At 48.1% G+C, this 17,988-nt stretch carries 14 protein-coding genes; 7 read left to right on the top strand and 7 right to left on the bottom strand.

The window, feature by feature from the left end:
- The 5 genes from NP596_RS09685 to dnaA form a co-directional block, all read right to left on the bottom strand.
- Window positions 1-763: Hachiman antiphage defense system protein HamA (locus tag NP596_RS09685; RefSeq protein WP_256615134.1), on the bottom strand; the 763-nt coding region annotated here is incomplete at its 3' end.
- 539 nt (window positions 764-1,302) lie between these two features.
- Window positions 1,303-3,708, bottom strand: coding sequence for a DNA topoisomerase (ATP-hydrolyzing) subunit B (gene gyrB / locus NP596_RS09690; protein WP_256615135.1), 2,406 nt, complete (start codon window positions 3,706-3,708; stop codon window positions 1,303-1,305).
- 113 nt (window positions 3,709-3,821) lie between these two features.
- Window positions 3,822-4,895: a DNA replication/repair protein RecF gene (recF, locus tag NP596_RS09695; protein ID WP_256615136.1), complete on the bottom strand. Its 1,074-nt coding sequence runs from the start codon at window positions 4,893-4,895 to the stop codon at window positions 3,822-3,824.
- A 9-nt stretch (window positions 4,896-4,904) separates the two neighbouring features.
- Window positions 4,905-6,008 carry a DNA polymerase III subunit beta gene (gene dnaN / locus NP596_RS09700; RefSeq protein ID WP_256615137.1) on the bottom strand — a complete coding sequence of 368 codons (1,104 nt, stop codon included), beginning with the start codon at window positions 6,006-6,008 and terminating at the stop codon, window positions 4,905-4,907.
- Window positions 6,009-6,196: 188 nt separating this feature from the next.
- Window positions 6,197-7,513 (bottom strand): chromosomal replication initiator protein DnaA, encoded by a 1,317-nt coding sequence (gene dnaA, locus NP596_RS09705; protein WP_256615138.1) that lies wholly within the window; start codon window positions 7,511-7,513, stop codon window positions 6,197-6,199.
- Between the two features lie 151 nt (window positions 7,514-7,664).
- On the opposite strand from dnaA, the gene gmk reads away from it, so the two are divergent.
- From gmk to NP596_RS09740, 7 genes are all read left to right on the top strand, one after another.
- Window positions 7,665-8,279 carry a guanylate kinase gene (gene gmk / locus NP596_RS09710; protein ID WP_256615140.1) on the top strand — a complete coding sequence of 205 codons (615 nt, stop codon included), beginning with the start codon at window positions 7,665-7,667 and terminating at the stop codon, window positions 8,277-8,279.
- 15 nt (window positions 8,280-8,294) lie between these two features.
- Complete coding sequence (locus NP596_RS09715) at window positions 8,295-8,735, top strand: hypothetical protein (RefSeq protein ID WP_256615141.1); 441 nt, start codon at window positions 8,295-8,297, stop codon at window positions 8,733-8,735.
- Between the two features lie 76 nt (window positions 8,736-8,811).
- Window positions 8,812-10,092 carry a glutamate-1-semialdehyde 2,1-aminomutase gene (gene hemL / locus NP596_RS09720; RefSeq protein WP_256615142.1) on the top strand — a complete coding sequence of 427 codons (1,281 nt, stop codon included), beginning with the start codon at window positions 8,812-8,814 and terminating at the stop codon, window positions 10,090-10,092.
- Window positions 10,092-11,438 (top strand): DNA recombination protein RmuC, encoded by a 1,347-nt coding sequence (locus tag NP596_RS09725; RefSeq protein WP_256615143.1) that lies wholly within the window; start codon window positions 10,092-10,094, stop codon window positions 11,436-11,438. Before hemL ends, NP596_RS09725 begins: the two co-directional genes overlap by 1 nt.
- Before the next feature lie 359 nt (window positions 11,439-11,797).
- The gene (locus NP596_RS09730; RefSeq protein ID WP_256615144.1) at window positions 11,798-12,745 is read left to right on the top strand and encodes a hypothetical protein; all 948 of its coding nucleotides are present in this window, start codon (window positions 11,798-11,800) and stop codon (window positions 12,743-12,745) included.
- Between the two features lie 179 nt (window positions 12,746-12,924).
- Window positions 12,925-13,734: a sulfite exporter TauE/SafE family protein gene (locus tag NP596_RS09735; RefSeq protein ID WP_256615145.1), complete on the top strand. Its 810-nt coding sequence runs from the start codon at window positions 12,925-12,927 to the stop codon at window positions 13,732-13,734.
- 207 nt (window positions 13,735-13,941) lie between these two features.
- Window positions 13,942-15,561 (top strand): SLC13 family permease, encoded by a 1,620-nt coding sequence (locus NP596_RS09740; protein WP_256615147.1) that lies wholly within the window; start codon window positions 13,942-13,944, stop codon window positions 15,559-15,561.
- A 142-nt stretch (window positions 15,562-15,703) separates the two neighbouring features.
- Here NP596_RS09740 and typA read toward each other — a convergent pair whose 3' ends face one another.
- Entirely contained in the window at window positions 15,704-17,521 is a 1,818-nt protein-coding gene (typA, locus tag NP596_RS09745; protein WP_256615148.1) for a translational GTPase TypA, read from the bottom strand.
- Window positions 17,522-17,594: 73 nt separating this feature from the next.
- Window positions 17,595-17,987 carry a rhodanese-like domain-containing protein gene (locus NP596_RS09750; RefSeq protein ID WP_256615150.1) on the bottom strand — a complete coding sequence of 131 codons (393 nt, stop codon included), beginning with the start codon at window positions 17,985-17,987 and terminating at the stop codon, window positions 17,595-17,597.
- Window position 17,988: the final 1 nt, after the last annotated feature.

Here is a 17,988-nt window from a genome sequence, read left to right on the forward strand (position 1 = left end):
ACCCTTCTGGGTCAGGAAGGACAAGCGACATCACAGCCAATCTTTGTACTTTTGACTGCGCGGTTGAATAAATGTGGGCATGCGCATTTTTGTTGCTCACAAGCAGACCAACGTAATCCAGTTGCAGTCGGTTTTGGGCAAACAGAGTGTTGCACTCAGCTACTTTTGCGCCCAAATCGTCTAGCCCGGAATCAAACAAGCGATCAGCCACAAATTGGAGCGATGCAGGTACATTTCCTGAATGGGATTTTTCTAGTGCATCAATCAGTTCGCCAACAACTACCTTTGTTGAAGTTGAGCGGAACTTTGCCTCACCAACCAAGACTCTGACCGGATCTGAATTGAGATCAAATGCAAGGACATCATCGCCCTTCATTGATTGATCTACATTGGGGTTGTACCGGAGTCGATAGACGGGAAGTTGTGCATTACTGGAAGCTGCAAGATATTCCGCAAGCAGAATCTCTGCCCAATTTCCCTTCTGGGTACTAGTATTGAGCGGTAGCCTCCGGGTCGGATCGGGCAAGCCTTGTCTTTCTAGCGCCTCGCGTCGTTTTCGATCTCGTTCGGCATTTTCAGGGCTGACGTGGTGGTTTACGATCCACTGCGTCATCGCGGCAATGAGCTCGTCCTGTTTCAGAGGGTCGTTTTCGAGTACGCGATGCGGAACGTCGTGCTCAGTTTTTTGATCCACAGCCGCCAAATTATTCCCGCACGGATGTGGAGGCAAAGGGTGTGGACCAATGATCTGCTCAGTATCCATGGTTTTTTATAGTATATATACAAACGGCGTGCGTTCAAATCGGGATTTTTTTATAAATTATTGATTTTTATGTAATCCTATAAAACCATGCAACCCGAGGCAATCAATACAAATTTCTAATCGGTCATTTAGCACTATGTAAAGTTGAAACAGTAGCCGATGGGGTAGGTAACTGTCAGGACCGTGCTAACAGTATCAGAGCATCAATCTACAGTAAGTACCTTTGGCCATTCTGGCCGTCTCCAGTCACCTGCTTCACTGCTCGGCATGACTCGAAACTCGGTCGCGAACCTTTTGCCACACCTGCTGACCTAAGACCTTTCAGTTCTTTGCGCTTTCAAGTACTCATAGCCCTCACGTATTATCACTTGGCTTTCCAAGCTCATAGACAACAAAGTTGCTTATCTTGCGACCCATTCCCCTTAGTCGGTTGGGCCGCTCGATGCATACGTTGCAGGTGCCCATTTCACTAATTATGAGAATTCATTTCACAATTGTGAGATTTATTTCATTAATTATGAGATCTGACAACAAACACGTTATACGTCCAAATTCGCCACATCCAAGGCGTTCTTCACAATGAAATCCCTACGCGGTTCCACGACATCGCCCATCAGCGTGGTAAAGATTTCATCGGCGGCGATGACGTCGTTGATGGTGACTTGCAGCATGCGACGGCTGTTGGCATCCAGGGTGGTTTCCCACAGTTGTTCGGGGTTCATCTCGCCCAAGCCTTTGTAACGTTGGATGTGTTGACCTTTTTTGACTTCTTTCATCATCCATTCGAAAGCTTGTTTGAAGTTTGTGACCGCCTGTTCCCGCTCACCCATACGCATCACCGAATCGGCGCCAAACAGACTTAGGGTCTGCTCGGCATAGTGGGCAATTTTTTGATAGTCGTTACCACTAAAAAAGGTGGAATGCAGTACGAAGGTTTTGGTGATGCCATGCAGGCGTTTGTTGACGGTAATGTCGAAATCATCGCCACCGGTATATTTCAGTTCCGTACTGAATACGGCTTTATGATTTCCTGCATTCAGATTATTTTCCAACAGGGTAAACCAGGCGGCGAGTTTTTCCCGCTCAGCTTTGATTTCTTCGTTTAAAGGCGGTAAGTGGGTCATTTGCTCCAGATATAAGTCGTCGTAACGTCTGGACAAGCGGTTGATTACGGCCATCACGTCGGCGAATTCGGTCGCCAGTTTCTCCAGGCCCTGACCTTGAATCACTGGCGTATCGGCGTCGGTTTGCAATTGGGCTTTGTCCAGCGCCAGCTGAATTAAATATTGGTTTAGAGCGCTGTCGTCCTTGACGTAATGTTCCTGCTTGCCTTTTTTGACTTTGTACAAAGGCGGCTGGGCAATATAAATATGGCCGCGCTCGACCAGCTCCGGCAATTGCCGGTAGAAGAAAGTCAGCAACAAAGTACGGATGTGCGAGCCGTCGACGTCGGCGTCGGTCATGATGATGATGCGGTGATAGCGTAATTTGTCGATGTTGTACTCGTCCTTGCCGATGCCGCAGCCCAGCGCGGTAATCAGCGTGCCGACTTCCTCGGACGAAATCATTTTGTCGAAACGGGCTTTTTCCACGTTAAGAATCTTGCCTTTCAACGGCAGGATGGCTTGGGTGCGGCGATCTCGGCCCTGCTTGGCGGAGCCGCCGGCCGAGTCTCCTTCCACTATGAACAGTTCGGACAAAGCCGGGTCTTTTTCTTGGCAGTCAGCCAGTTTGCCGGGCAGGCCGGCAATATCCAGGGTCGTCTTGCGCCGGGTCATCTCGCGAGCCTTACGGGCGGCCTCGCGCGCCCTGGCGGCATCAATTATCTTGTTGACGATGGCTTTGGCGACTTGCGGTTGTTCCAGCAGGAATTCCTGCAGCTTTTCGTTCATGGTCGATTCGACCAACGGCTTCACTTCAGACGAGACCAGTTTATCCTTGGTTTGCGAGGAGAACTTGGGATCGGGCACCTTCACCGATAATACCGCTGTCAAACCTTCTCGGGCGTCGTCGCCGGTGGTGGCGACCTTTTCTTTCTTGGCCAGACCGTTGGTTTCGATGTATTGGTTGATGGTGCGCGTCAACGCTGCACGGAAGCCGGCCAGATGCGTGCCGCCGTCGCGTTGCGGAATGTTGTTGGTGTAGCAGAATACGTTTTCCTGGTAGGAGTCGTTCCACTGCATCGCCACTTCTACAACCACACCTTCTTTCTCGGCCTGAAAGTGGAACACTTTTTCAAACAGCGGGGTTTTGTTTTTATTCAGATGTTGCACGAAGGCGCTGATGCCGCCTTCGAATTCGAACACGTCTTCTTTACCGGTTCTTTCGTCTCGCAGCGATATGCGCACGCCGGAATTCAGAAACGACAGTTCGCGTAGCCTTTTGGCCAGGATATCGTATTGAAATTCCGTGTTGGTAAAAATGGTCGAACTGGGTTTGAAGTTGATGAAGGTGCCGCTGCCTTCCGATTCGCCAACTACCGCCATGGGTGCAACCGGCTCCCCGAGCAGATATTTTTGCATGTGCAACTTGCCGTTCTTGCGCACTTTCAAGGTCAATTCTTCGGACAATGCATTTACTACCGAAACGCCGACACCGTGCAGACCGCCGGAAACCTTATAGGCATTGTCGTCGAATTTACCGCCGGCATGCAACACAGTCATAATCACTTCGGCAGCGGAACGGCCTTCCTCGGCGTGAATATCCACCGGAATACCCCGGCCATCATCGTAAACGGATACCGAGCCGTTTTCGTGAATCACTACATCGACGCCTTTGCAATAACCGGCCAATGCTTCGTCAATGGAATTATCGACAACCTCGAACACCATGTGGTGTAACCCGGAACCGTCGTCTGTATCGCCGATGTACATGCCGGGGCGTTTTCTTACCGCGTCCAGTCCTTTAAGTACTGTGATATTCGAACTATCGTATTGTTCACTCATGGTTTTGTATTCCATTGTCTGCCGTTGTAAAGCAATGCGCCGCTAACTTTTGTTTAACAAAAGAACTGAAACAAACGGGCTTGCTGTGTTTTATTGATGTTCCACGTGAAACTCTACAACTCTTGAATGCAGCCGTGTTCCACGTGAAACACTTTGTAATTATTAAGGGTGCTCAAATCACCGAAGTCAGATAATCCAGTACCGGTTATAAACACCTGACAACCGAGATTGGCTAGGTATTTTAGCAATTTTGACCTATTTTCTGTATCCAATTCAGCGGTTAGATCATCCACCAAAATACAGCAGTTATTTTGCGATTCGCTATTCAGCAGACCGACTTGCGAAAGCAGCAACGCCAACACCAAAAGTTTTTGTTGGCCGCGCGATAAATAATCCTTAGCCAGACGCTTGTTATGAAAAGTCAAAAAGTCTGCCCGATGCGGACCGGCATGCGTAAATCCGTAACGCAAATCTTTTTCCAAATTAACGGAAAGCACTTTTTCCAGACTAAGCAGCTCATCCCAGCCCGCCGTAAAACGTAAATCGATGTCCGTGGTATCCAGAAAATGGCTGGACATTTGTAAAAATACCGGTTCCAGCAGTTGTATGTAATCTTTGCGAAACGCATTAACCGCGTTGCCGTATTCGACCAGTTCCTTGTCCCAGGCCGGCAGCTGTTTAGTTTGTCGAGTTCTAAGCAAAACATTGCGTTGTTGCACGGCTTTGCTGTAGCGGCGCCAAGTGGGTAAAAAATTGCGGTTATGGTTAAAAATCCCCCAATCCAAAAACTCGCGACGATTTTGCGGGCCGGCATCCAGTAGGCGATAGCTCTTGGGGTGAATCAACTGTACAGGAAATAGATAGGCCAAATCGGCTTTTTGGCGGTTTTCCTGGTCTATGCGTATTTCGGTTTGCTTGGCGGTTATCTGAATACCAAGATTGGTGACAGAGCCTTGATACTGTCGGTGCTGAGCGGCGACGATTAATTGGGTCCGGTCGAATCCGATGGCTTGTTTAACGTATTGGGTACGAAAAGAACGCGCCCGGCCTAAAATAAAAATAGCTTCCAGCAGCGAACTTTTGCCGCTGGCATTAGCACCCGTTACAAAATTCAGGTTCGACGAAGGTTGGATAGTTGCCGACTGGATGTTTCTCACCGAGAACACACCCAATTTCAACAAAGTCATAAATGCTGGTTACATGCGCATCGGCATTACGATAAATTTAAACAAAGGATCTTCGGGCTCCTCGATAAAACAACTGCTGGCATTACTGGCAATGGTAATTACCGCCAATTCGGAATCCAGATTGGAAACCGCGTCCAGCATGTATTGGGAATTGAAGGAAATGCTCAAGGCCTGACCTTGATAATCGATAATCAATTCTTCTTCTGCTTCGTCGTGCTCGGGGTTATGGGTACTGAGTTTTAACAGGTCGCCACCAATATCAAAGGTCACCCCTTTATATTTCTCATTGGACAAAATCGCCACCCGGGTTAACGCATCTCTAAGCAATTGTTTCCGGATCAGTAACGGTGTCATGAAGGATTGATTGAACACTTTGCTGAAATCGGGGAACTTGGCATCAATCAGTTTTGAAGAGAACACCACATCCTTGTAATAAATTCTAATGTGGTTATTGGAAAACTGAATATTCAGTTCGGTATCGGCATCGTCCAGTAACCGGCTCAATTCTTGTACCGCCTTTCTCGGCAAAATGATGCGCGCTTCGTGGCCGGTGGGTTGGCCGATATCGTCCTCAAAAATCGATAACCGATGACCATCGGAAGCCACCAATTTTAAACGAGAGTTGCTGATATGCAGTAGCAAGCCGTTCAGGTAATAACGTACATCCTGATTAGCCATGCAAAATAGGGTTTTATCCAAACCTTTTTTGAATTTGCCGGCATTCAACAAAAACTGATGCTCGAATTCAGATTCATTGAATTCAGGGTAATGTTCGGCGGGCAAAGTGCTTAGGGAAAACCGGCTACGCCCCGATACCAGTTTGACTTTACCCTCATGCAACTCAAATTTTATTTCCGCGCTGGCGGGTAATAATCGACAGATATCCAAAAATTTGCGCGCCGGTACAGTGATTTCCCCGGCATCGCTGGCCGATTCAAGATTAAGTTTGCTGACAATCTGAATTTCCGTATCGGAGCCGGTCATGGTCAATTGACCTTCATCCACATGTAACAGCACATTGGACAGAATGGCCATGGTTTGGCGTTTCTCGATGACGCTGACGATTTGCTGCAGCGGAGCTAATAACTGGTCTCGGTTAATAATAAATTTCATATAAATATTTTTTATTTATTGTTACTACTACGCATACAAAAAGCTGTGGAAAACGCTTGTTTATAATTATAAAACATAAACTTATTAAATTTTTAACTTGTTGCTTAGTGTTAATTCCGCTTGTTGGCCGATTGGGGATAACTTGAACAGAAAAAAATGATCCCGGTTTTTCCCCAGCTTATCCGCAGTTAGTGCGATAGGGTTCTCAACAGGTTTTTGTAATCTTCCGCGATTTTTACATCGTCTTCCTTAAGCTCGGCAACGCGTTTACAGGCATTAATCACTGTGGTGTGATCGCGGCCGCCAAAGGCATCGCCGATTTCCGGATAACTGTGAGAAGTCAATTCGCGGGCCAACGTCATGGCAATTTGTCTGGGCCGGGTTAACGATTGTTTGCGGCTTTTAGATGACAAGTCCGCTACCCGGATTTTGAAATACTCGGCCACGGTTTTCTGGATATTATCGATGCTGACCAGTTTGTCTTGCAGACTGATTAGATCATGCAGGGCTTCCTTGGTAAATTCCAAGGTAATTTCTCTGCCGGTAAACTGCGAATTAGCCACTACGCGCCGTAAAGCGCCCTCCAGATCTCTAACATTGGAAGGAATACGTTTGGCGATGAAAAAAGCAATTTCCTGCTCCAGTGTTACGCCTGCCTGAGTAGCTTTTTTTATCAAAATGGCCGTGCGGGTTTCCAGATCGGGCGGCTCTATCGCCACCGGCAAACCCCAGCCGAAGCGGGATTTCAAGCGGTCTTCCAGGCCTTGAATTTCCTTAGGGTACTTATCGCAGGTTAAAACCACTTGGTGTTTTTGGTCCAAAAGATTATTGAAGGTGTGAAAAAACTCTTCCTGGGAACGCTCTTTACCAGCTAAAAACTGGATATCGTCCATCAGCAGCACATCGATGTTGCGATAGTAATCCTTAAAATAATTGATGCTGTTTTGCTGCAAGGCTTTGACCATATCCTGCACGAACTTTTCAGAATGCAGATAGACGATGTTGGCATTGGGATTTTTCAGCAACACGGCATTGCCGATGGCGTGCATCAAATGGGTTTTCCCCAAACCGGAACTGCCGTAAATAAACAGAGGATTGTAGACTTTGCCTATATTGTCCGACACGGTTACCGAAGCAGCTCTGGCCAACTGGTTGGATTTACCTTCCACGAAACTTTCGAAGGTAAAGGCTTTGTTGAGAAAGTTGGGCTGATTTTTTTTCTGCGTGGGCGTTTTAACCAGCGTCGGCGCTTTAATGGCCGGCGCTTTTTTACTGCCTATTTCAAATTGTACCGCCAAGGTAGCGTTGGAAAACTCGTTGACGGCATCTTCGATAGTAGCAAAAAAATGCTGTTTGATATGGTCGATAATGAAACGATTGGGTGCCAGCAGTTTCAACTGGCTATCGGTTTCCACTGCTTGCAGCGGTCTTATCCAGGTGCTGAAATCGGTTGTGGGAATTTCGTGTTCAAGTTTGGCCAGACAATTGTTCCAAATAGCGCTCATCAGCATTCATAGATGGGGTTAGAAAGGCTGTTCATAATACCACAGGCCCCTTGCCGGACGGTTTTTTGGCTTGACTCTTGGGCATTAACAGAAAAAAATGGCGGCCGCATCGATTAAACCTTTACTCGTTCCGGCACACAAGCACACTCAAATGATTACTGGCAAACTTTATATTATTTCCGCCCCTTCCGGCGCCGGCAAAACCAGCTTGGTTAAACGGCTTAGACAAGACATGGATAAACTGGTGGTGTCGGTGTCGCATACCACTCGGGGCATGCGTAGCGGAGAAAGTCACGGCGGCGATTATTTTTTCGTTTCCACCGCGGAGTTTCAAAGCATGATCGAACGGCGGGACTTTTTGGAGCATGCCCAGGTGTTCGATAATTTTTACGGTACCGCGCAAAAAACCGTGGAAGACAATCTGGCGCAAGGTTTAGATGTGATTCTGGAAATCGATTGGCAAGGTGCGCAGCAAGTCAGAAAAATGCTGCCCGATAGCATATCTATTTTTATTCTGCCGCCATCCATCGAGGTATTAAAGCAACGTCTGCAAAATCGCGGCCAAGACAACGAGGAAACTATCGCCCGCCGTATGGGTGACGCTGTCACGGAAATGAGCCATTATCCGGAGTTCGACTATCTGATCGTTAACGACGATTTCGACTTGGCACTAAGCCAGTTAAAAAGTGTCGTAACAGCCAATCGTTTGTTACAAACCACCCAGCAACAAATGCTCGCGCCGTTGCTGCAAAATTTACTTAACTAAAACAATTATAAAATTATGAAAACCAAATCCGTCCTATTAGCGCTATTGACCGGCCTGAGCCTATGCGTATTTTTACCCGGCTGTTCCGACGACAAACCTGCCGAAAGTAAATCGGCCGCCGCAAGTAAACCTGTTCATAATCCTTTCGACCATTCGCATGACGAGGTCGTCACCGATGTGGTTAAACATCAATTCGAACACGAATTTGCCGATCAATGCGTGACGCGCGAACTGAAAAGTTCGGCCAATCCGGATGTCGACAAGCCGCGTTTGGACAAGGACTGTATGTGCATCGCGAAATATATGATGAAAGACCTGTCGTCCGAAGACGCCAAACATTTCCTGAAACAGCATGAAAATACGCACTCGTTGCGAATCAAATTCGATGCGGCGGCTTACTTTTGCTTGCAAAACAAACAGCAACCGAAAGGCCCGCAAATTTTCGGCAAACATTAATTTTTAAACGCCGATTGCCTGGGTACGAAGAATATTTCTTCGTACCCTTTATTTTTTCTACCAGCTCTTTTTTACCATGACTCAAGCCAGCGACTTATTTTCCCAAGCCAAAAAATTCATCCCCGGCGGCGTCAATTCGCCGGTTCGCTCGTTTAGCGGTGTCGGCGGCACGCCGGTATATTTCGATCGCGCGCAAGACGCATATGTTTATGACAGCGAAAACAAGCGTTACATCGATTATGTCGGTTCCTGGGGACCGATGATCCTTGGTCACGCTCATCCGCAGGTGATCGATGCCGTCAAACTAAGCGCCGAAAAAGGCTTGAGCTTTGGCGCGCCCACCGAAATCGAAACCCGCATGGCGGAAAAAGTCTGTCAATTGCTGCCTGCCGTGGAAATGGTACGCATGGTCAGTTCCGGTACCGAAGCCACCATGAGTGCGATACGTCTGGCGCGCGGTTTTACCGGGCGGGATAAAATCGTCAAATTCGAAGGTTGTTACCACGGCCATTCGGATGCCTTACTGGTCAAAGCCGGTTCCGGCGCCTTGACCTTTGGCGTGCCCAGTTCGCCCGGCGTACCGGCTTCGGTTGCCGCCGACACCATCACTCTGACCTACAACGACAGCGATGGCGTGCGAGCGTTGTTTGCCGAACTGGGCGAAAAAATCGCCTGTATCATTGTGGAACCGGTGGCCGGTAACATGAACTGCATTCCGCCCGCGGCCGGATTTTTGGAAACATTGCGGGAAGTATGCGACCGGCATGGCTCGGTGCTGATTTTCGACGAAGTGATGACCGGCTTTCGGGTCGATTTGCACGGCGCGCAAGGTTTATACAAGGTCAAACCCGATCTGACTACCTTGGGCAAAATCATCGGCGGCGGTATGCCGGTGGGCGCATTCGGCGGCAGCCGCAAGATTATGGAACATTTGGCGCCCTTGGGACCGGTTTATCAGGCCGGCACTTTGTCGGGTAATCCGGTGGCGATGGCGGCTGGCTTGAAAACCCTGGAATTAATCGGCGCGCCCGGTTTTCACGACAAGCTGACTCGGCAAACCGCTCAACTGTTAACCGGTTTGCAACAGCGCGCGGATCAGGCCGGGATTGCCTTCACCACCAATCAGGTCGGCGGCATGTTCGGTTTGTTTTTCAGCGAGGAAAAAACCATCAGCCGCTTCGCCCAAGTCATGCAATGCAATCAAGACCGCTTTAAACGCTTTTTCCATGGCATGCTGGAACAGGGTGTTTATTTGGCGCCTTCGGCGTTTGAAGCCGGCTTTGTCTCCGCCGCGCATAGCGATGCCGATATTCAAGCCACTCTGGACGCCGCCAGCGCTGTTTTCAATACATTGTGATGGGGCAATGGCTTTGGCCGCTGGCAACCGTGCTGGCGGCTCTATCCGGCTTTTTAAGCAGTGCCTGGTTGTTCGCTAAGCGGCGCCGGGCATTGGAAGCATTACTGGCTACGCAACAAGAACATCTGCAACAACAAAGCATTACCCTGGCGGTGGCCGAGGAAAGATTGGCTTTGTTGGGCCGAAAAGAGTCCGAAATTCAAAGCCTGCAGTTGCAATTACTGGATTTGAAAACCCAAAACGCCGATCTCAACGCCCGTCAACAAGAACAGCATAAAAGTAACGCCGAAAAAATCCGCCTGCTGCAGGACGCGGAAAATCAACTTAAGACCCAGTTCGAGAATTTGGCTCAGCGCATTTTCGAGGAACGCGGTAAACAATTTGTCGAACACAACAAAACCAGCATCGAAAGTTTGGTCGCCCCGCTGAAGCAACAGCTAGGCGAATTCAAAAATCGTGTCGAGAGCGTGTACGACAACGAAACCAAGGATCGCATCTCCCTGCGCGAGGAAATCGTCTCCTTGCGCCGCGATACCCAAAAAATGAACCAGGAAGCCTTGAATCTGACCCGAGCACTGAAAGGCGATCACAAGACCCAAGGCAACTGGGGCGAGATGATTCTGGAAAAAGTGTTGGAACAATCGGGTTTGCGTAAAGGCATAGAATACGAAACGCAGGGTGCTTTCCGCGATGAGGATAAGCGCTTGTTTAAACCGGACGTAATTATTCGCTTGCCGGACAATAAAGACGTGATCATCGATTCCAAAGTGTCCTTGCTGGCTTATGAACGTTATTGCTCTGCGGAAGACGATCGGCAACGTATCGAGGCTTTAAAACAGCATACCGCGGCGGTGCGTAACCATATCAAAAGTCTGAGCGATAAGGATTACACCAGCCTGAAAGGCTTGCGATCCTTAGATTTTGTACTGCTGTTCATGCCCATCGAAGCAGCATTTATGGCAGCGTTTCAAGCCGATGAAAAACTGTTTAACGATGCCTTTGAACATAAGATCGTGGTGGTCACCCCAACGACATTGTTAGCCACCTTGCGCACCGTGCAAAACATCTGGCGTTACGAACAGCAAAACGAAAATGCCCGTCTAATCGCGGATAAAGCCGGCACGCTGTATGACAAGATCCGGGGCTTTGTAGAAGATATCGAGAAACTCGGCAATCAACTGCAAACTGTACATAAAACCTACGACGGTATTGTCAACAAACTGAGCACGGGCAGCGGCAATTTATTACGCCAAGCTAGCGCTTTCGAAGAGCTGGGGGTGAAAATCAAAAAAAAATTGCCCAAGAGTTTTAGCGAACAAATGCAGACGGACGAAAAAGACGATTGAAGTAAGCGGTTTTTGCAGGATTCAAAGGGTCCATGGCATTTGCTAATAATAAAAAATATATAAATATCTTTATTTTATTACTACTATTAAGAGCTTATATGCCTGTGTATAAGTATTATTTTTAATTAAAAATCAAAATGATGTGTTAAAAATAACCTTGTGTGTTATAGGCCTTTCCGTTTGTAACAGGATTGTGGATAAACTGTAAAGGAGAGGTTCAGCGGATTTTATCCACAGCTATCTAGCCGTAAACCGCACAGGTTTCCAACAGCTGTGAATTACAGCAATGCAATTGGGATAAAGACTTCATATCGAACGATGAAAAAGGTAAAGTGGCTAGCCTTTCAGTTAGACAAGTAATGGCTTATATCCGGGAGCTTGCCATGTACGAAATGAGTTCAGACGTTTTTACCCAGCTGCATATCGACGTTGCCCGTAATGCCACGGACGATTTCAATCTGTTTCATGACAGCAAGCACTGGCATAAAATTAAGGACAATCCTTTTCAAGGGCCCATTACCTTAGGGTTTCAACTGGAATCGTTGGTTGAAGGCAAGTTGGCGGATTTTCGCCGGGCAGCCGACGAACTGGATTTAATCGGTCGGCACAAATTGAACTTCAGCAATTACCAGTTCTCCTTTGCCAATGCCATAAAAGCCGGGCAATTCGTGGAAGTGGAGATCAAACCGTCGCAATTCAAAAACGCCCCTTCGCCCATGCTGAGCAATCGCATCATGGTTAAAAGCGACAGCAATTTAGCGTTATTGGGGTTTAAAAAGGAAACCACGGAACCGCTTTATTTGGCTGATTCCGATTTTTCCGATTGGCACGATTTACGCCGCCAACCCGACCGCAGTTATCTGAGCGGCGGATATTTTTTAAAGCGTAAATTCATGACCACCAGCAATGCCAAGAATTTTCTGTGCGGTTCATTGCGAGATCAAACCGAATTTTTCGATGAATTGCAGGACAAGGTGATCTTTCCGGAAATGTTTCCCTGCGCCTTGTTATCGAGCGCTTTATTGGAAAAGGCCCAGAAAAAAGGCCATGATTTCGAGAAAAACCCCATGGTGTATACCTCGCATAAAATCAGCGTCGATAGACGGCTACTTTCCGAACTGAAAAGCAATGATGCCTTGCACATATTGATCAAACCGGCCGACAATTCGGCGGAACACGATTTTGGCGAACCTTCCGCCACGGCTTTGGATTATGAATGCTATGGATTGGTGTCTAACGACGCTTTGCTGTTTCGGGCTTTAATTTCCTTGGCGCCGTTGGAAATAATTTTGCAATCTTTGGGATAAGCGAAACAAAAATCGGTATACGGCATTAACCTCTTTGTTTTGCCGGCGTGCAGGCAACCTGCGGAAGAGCCGTTAATATCTAAAAATTGAATGCTTATATGTTTTTTTATCATGAAAGTTAAATAAATTTGACTGATATAGTATTTTTCTAACTTAACGATATTGAAGGAACGATAAGCATGAATTTACTGTATTCGGCGTCCGGCTTTGCGGTTGGTTTGTTGGTGGGAATTACCGGGGTAGGCGGCGGTTCTTTGATGACGCCCTTGTTGGTATTCTTGTTCGGCTTCAAACCGGCGGTAGCCGTGGGCACCGATCTGCTGTATGCCGCCATTACCAAATCCGCCGGGGTGTTTGTGCACCACGGTAAACATAAATCGGTGGATTGGAAGATTGTCTGCTTTTTATCCATGGGAAGCTTGCCGTTTGCCGGCATGACGCTGTATGTATTGAAAAACCTGATGGCGGTAGATAAAGATATTACCGGCATGATTACCTTCACCTTAGGCGTTGCCTTGTTATTAACCGCATCGGCATTAATGGTGCGTAGCGTTTTATTGCATAGGGCCGCAAAGCTGCAATTGGACGACACTGTCAGTGATGCCGACAATAGCGGCCGCTTTTCTCCGCGTTGGGAAAAAGTAGCTACCGTGTTGACCGGCGCCGTGCTTGGCATTTTGGTGACGCTGTCATCCGTGGGAGCGGGAGCATTGGGCACCGTGGCCTTACTGTTTTTATATCCGCGCATGAGTACCTTGAAAGTCGTCGGCACGGATTTGGCGCATGCCATCCCGTTAACCGCCGTGGCCGGCCTGGGGCATTTAAGTTTAGGTAATTTTGATCTGGAATTATTAGGCAGTTTGTTGTTGGGCTCCGTGCCCGGCATTTGGGTAGGAAGCCATTTCAGCGCCAAAATTCCGGAATATTTTCTCCGCCCGGCCCTGGCAACATTGTTAATGGTGATTGGCGTGAAATTTGTGATGGTTTAATTTTCCTCGCCAAGGCGTTCAGGTTTGCTTTTGCTTGTAAAACAGGGCCTGAGTTTTTTCGGATGCCGATAGCTCAATGCCAACAAAGTTAGGATTTATAAAACATAGGGGTAACGAATGGATTGGCATGGTTGGCTTACAATTTTAGTAATTGCAGGCGTTCTTTTAACGTTGATTTTCTCCCGATTTACGCCGGACATGATACTCATGCTCGCACTCACCCTGTTGAGCGCGGCGGGTGTACTGGATGCAAAGCAGGCGCTGGCCGGATTTAGTAATGAAGGTTTAATTACGGTGGCGGCTATGTTCATTGTTGCGGCCGGCATCAGTTCTACCGGTGGCGTAGAGTTCGTGGTCAATACGCTGTTAGGCAACCCGAAAGGCACGCGAGGCGCGCTTTTAAGGCTGATTTTACCCCTCATACCATTAAGTGCGTTTCTTAATAATACGCCGGTCGTGGCGACTATGATTCCTGCTGTTACCCGCTGGTCCAAACGCATAGGCGTCGCGCCTTCCAAATTGATGATACCGCTTAGCTACACTGCTATTCTAGGCGGAACCCTGACGTTGATCGGTACAAGCACCAATTTGGTTATTAATGGCCAATATCAAGCGATGACCCATAACAAGGGCTTTGAATTATTCGATATCACCTGGATTGGATTACCGGTAGCGGCGGCAGGCACTTTATTCATGATTGTATTTATGCCATTACTATTGCCGAATCGGCAAAGCGCCGCCGAACAATTCGCCGATCGTAAAAAATTTACGTTCGAAGTTGCCGTGGCTGAAAATGGCCCGTTGGAAGGCGTGACTATCGTTGCCGCCGGCTTAAGAAATTTACAGCGCATCTATCTGGCCGAAATCGAGCGCCACGGCAGTATTGTTACAGCTGTATCCTCCGAAGAAAAATTACAAGGCGGAGACCGGTTGGTATTTGTCGGAGAAACCAGCGCTATTTTCGATATATTGCGTATCAACGGCTTGGTGCCGTCCGACAATCAAACGCCTGTAATAGAAAAATACGCGCCGGAACGCTGTTTGGTGGAAGCGGTTGTTTCGCAAAGCTGCGACAGTCTTGGCAAGGCTATCCGGGACAGCCATTTTCGTGATCGTTACGGCGCGGTCGTTTTGGCTGTTGCAAGGGACGGCGAAGCCATTCAAGGGAATTTGGGTTCAATCGAATTGCAAGCCGGAGATGTCTTATTATTAGAAGCCAGGCCAGCATTTGTGACTCGCCAAAGAGTACAAAAGGATTTCTTGTTAATTAACGATTTACAGGAAACTCGTCCAAACCATCAGCGAGCAAAATTGTCTTGGGTTTTATTGCTGGGTGTGATACTGGCCGCCACATCGGGTATAACCAGTATGTTGAATGCGGCATTGGTGGGGGCCGGGCTTATGGTGGTAACCGGTTGTTGCAGCATTGCCGAGGCAAGGCGCAGCTTGGATTTAACCGTCTTGATCAGTATTGCCGCCAGTTTTGCTTTGGGTAACGCCTTACAAGTCAGCGGCGCGGCTGATTTCATTGCCCACCAAATTTTGTCTTTAGCTGATGGTAACCCCTGGGTTTTATTGGCATTGAGTTATATTACCGTATCTCTGCTTACCGAAGTGATTACCAATAACGCCGCGGCCTTGCTAATGCTGCCCATTGTCTTGGCAATTACCGGCAGTGAAAATTTAAACCCCGAGCCTTTTGTGTTTTCGACCATGATAGCTGCTTCGGCCAGTTTTGCGACCCCGCTCGGTTATCAAACCAATTTGATGGTTTATGGGCCCGGAGGGTATCATTTTAAAGATTTTATCCGGGCGGGGTGCCGATGAATATCATCGTGGCGATTACAACTATTAGCCTGATTCCCTTCATTTGGCCATTACAAAAATAACAGGACAAGAAAAAACCGTAGCCCGAGTACAGCGGCTACGGTTTTTCCGGTTTTAAAAGAAAAACAGAAGGATTTTGAAATTATTCCGTCGCTCTTGAGGCTCGTTTTCTTTCGTTTTCAGTCAATAGGATTTTACGTAGGCGAATCGACTTAGGCGTCACTTCCACCAACTCGTCATCGCTGATGAACTCCAACGCCTGTTCCAAAGTCATTTTTTGAATCTTGGCGCAGGTCAAGCTGTCATCGGTGCCCGCAGCGCGAATGTTGGTTAACGGCTTGGGTTTGGTTGGGTTAACCACTAAATCGTTATTACGCGAATGGATACCGACTAACTGACCTTCGTAGATTTCATCGCCATTCACCACCAATAACTCGCCGCGCGCTTGCAGTGGGTATAAAGAGTAATCTACCGCTTTACCTTTGGACATGGAGATTAAAACGCCACGAATTCGATTTCCCACGGCGCCTTCTTTTACCGGACCGTAATGATCGAATACGTGATAGAACAAACCGGATCCGGACGTTGCGGTCAGGAATTCTGTTTGAAATCCCAGTAAACCGCGAGAAGGCACTATATATTCCAAGCGGATGCGTCCCTTACCATCCGGCACCATATCTTTTAGGTCGCCTTTGCGGTCACCCAGTTTTTCCATGATAGTGCCTTGATGCTGTTCTTCTACTTCAATCGTTACGTTTTCAAACGGCTCCGATTTAACGCCATCGATTTCCTTGATAATAACTTGCGGACGCGATACGCCAAGTTCGAAACCTTCGCGGCGCATATTTTCGATCAAGACCGATAAATGCAATTCGCCACGGCCGGATACTTTAAATTTATCCGGATCGTCCGTGGTTTCCACGCGTAAGGCTACATTGTGTTGCAGTTCTTTTTGCAAACGATCGTAAATTTGGCGAGTGGTAATGAATTTACCTTCTCTGCCTGCAAACGGTGAATTATTGACTTGAAAAGTCATGCTCACGGTCGGTTCGTCGACTGATAAAGGCGGCAGAGCCACAACATTATTCGGATCGCACAAGGTTTCCGAGATTTTTAGATTTTCAATGCCGCAGAACGCAATGATGTCGCCCGCTTGCGCGGTTTCCACTTCAATGCGCTCCAAACCATGGAATCCGTATAATTTCAACATGCGGCCGTTACGAGTTTTACCTTCGTTATCCACTATGGTTAACGGCATGTTCCGCGTGACTTTGCCGTGCTGGATGCGGCCGATACCGATAACGCCGACATAAGAGTTGTAATCCAGACTGATGACCTGCATTTGGAAGGGTGCATCAACCTCTACCGGTGGTGGCGCGACTTTATCGACTATGGTTTGAAATAGCGGTGTCATATCGCCGCCGGATACATCGGCTTCCAATCCGGCAAAACCGTTTAATGCCGAGGCATAGACAATCGGAAAATCCAATTGCTCGTCCGTCGCGCCCAGGTTATCGAACAAATCGAAAGTTTGATCGACAACCCAATCAGGGCGGGCACCGGGGCGGTCCACTTTATTGATGACCACAATAGGTTTTAAACCCAAGGCAAACGCCTTTTTAGTGACGAAACGGGTTTGCGGCATCGGGCCGTCAACGGCATCAACCAGCAATAAAACCGAATCGACCATGGACAATACCCGTTCAACCTCGCCGCCGAAGTCGGCATGGCCCGGGGTGTCGACGATGTTGATGTGATAGCCGTTCCAGTCGATCGCGGTATTTTTGGCCAAAATGGTAATGCCCCGTTCTTTTTCCAGGGCGTTGGAGTCCATGATACGTTCGTCGACCTTGGTATGGGCATCGAAAGTGCCGGACTGTTGCAAGAGTTGATCGACTAAGGTGGTTTTGCCGTGGTCGACGTGGGCGATGATCGCGATATTTCTGAGTTTTTCTATCACAGGATTTTCTTGGGATTTTTAAGGAAAAATGGGGGCTGGATGAGGTTTAATCGATTCAGCGAAATAAATGTAATTAGCTTTGCTGCCAAGGCAGGCCATGGTAGCGCCAACCGCCCATGTTGCCTCGGTGTTTGTCGTCGTCCAGGGGGCCTTCGAAGCCTTCCAATATATTAATCAGATGTTGGTAACCGTCGGCTTCCAGCGCTTTGGCTGCATCCACCGAACGCACGCCGCTACGGCACAGCAATAAAACCGGGGCGGTTTTATCCGGCGCGTGCTGCCGTACTTGTTCGACAAAACCGCTATTTAACTGCATACCCGGGAATTCTTTCCAGGCCACATGAACGGCATGGGGCGGGTGGCCGACAAAGCTATGTTCGATGGCGGTTCTGACATCTATCAGCACGGCGGATGGATTTTCCCGCAGCATGGCCCAGGCCTGTTTGGGATCGAGATTTTCTATCATG

Source organism: Methylomonas rivi, from assembly GCF_024505165.1.
In the GTDB taxonomy this organism is placed as follows: domain Bacteria; phylum Pseudomonadota; class Gammaproteobacteria; order Methylococcales; family Methylomonadaceae; genus Methylomonas; species Methylomonas rivi.

Coding starts and splice junctions, on each gene's coding strand:
- gyrB (WP_256615135.1), bottom strand. CDS start 3,708: ATGAGTGAACAATACGATAGTTCGAATATCACAGTACTTAAAGGACTG.
- recF (WP_256615136.1), bottom strand. CDS start 4,895: ATGACTTTGTTGAAATTGGGTGTGTTCTCGGTGAGAAACATCCAGTCG.
- dnaN (WP_256615137.1), bottom strand. CDS start 6,008: ATGAAATTTATTATTAACCGAGACCAGTTATTAGCTCCGCTGCAGCAA.
- dnaA (WP_256615138.1), bottom strand. CDS start 7,513: ATGAGCGCTATTTGGAACAATTGTCTGGCCAAACTTGAACACGAAATT.
- gmk (WP_256615140.1), top strand. CDS start 7,665: ATGATTACTGGCAAACTTTATATTATTTCCGCCCCTTCCGGCGCCGGC.
- NP596_RS09715 (WP_256615141.1), top strand. CDS start 8,295: ATGAAAACCAAATCCGTCCTATTAGCGCTATTGACCGGCCTGAGCCTA.
- hemL (WP_256615142.1), top strand. CDS start 8,812: ATGACTCAAGCCAGCGACTTATTTTCCCAAGCCAAAAAATTCATCCCC.
- NP596_RS09725 (WP_256615143.1), top strand. CDS start 10,092: ATGGGGCAATGGCTTTGGCCGCTGGCAACCGTGCTGGCGGCTCTATCC.
- NP596_RS09730 (WP_256615144.1), top strand. CDS start 11,798: ATGGCTTATATCCGGGAGCTTGCCATGTACGAAATGAGTTCAGACGTT.
- NP596_RS09735 (WP_256615145.1), top strand. CDS start 12,925: ATGAATTTACTGTATTCGGCGTCCGGCTTTGCGGTTGGTTTGTTGGTG.
- NP596_RS09740 (WP_256615147.1), top strand. CDS start 13,942: ATGCTCGCACTCACCCTGTTGAGCGCGGCGGGTGTACTGGATGCAAAG.
- NP596_RS09750 (WP_256615150.1), bottom strand. CDS start 17,987: ATGATAGAAAATCTCGATCCCAAACAGGCCTGGGCCATGCTGCGGGAA.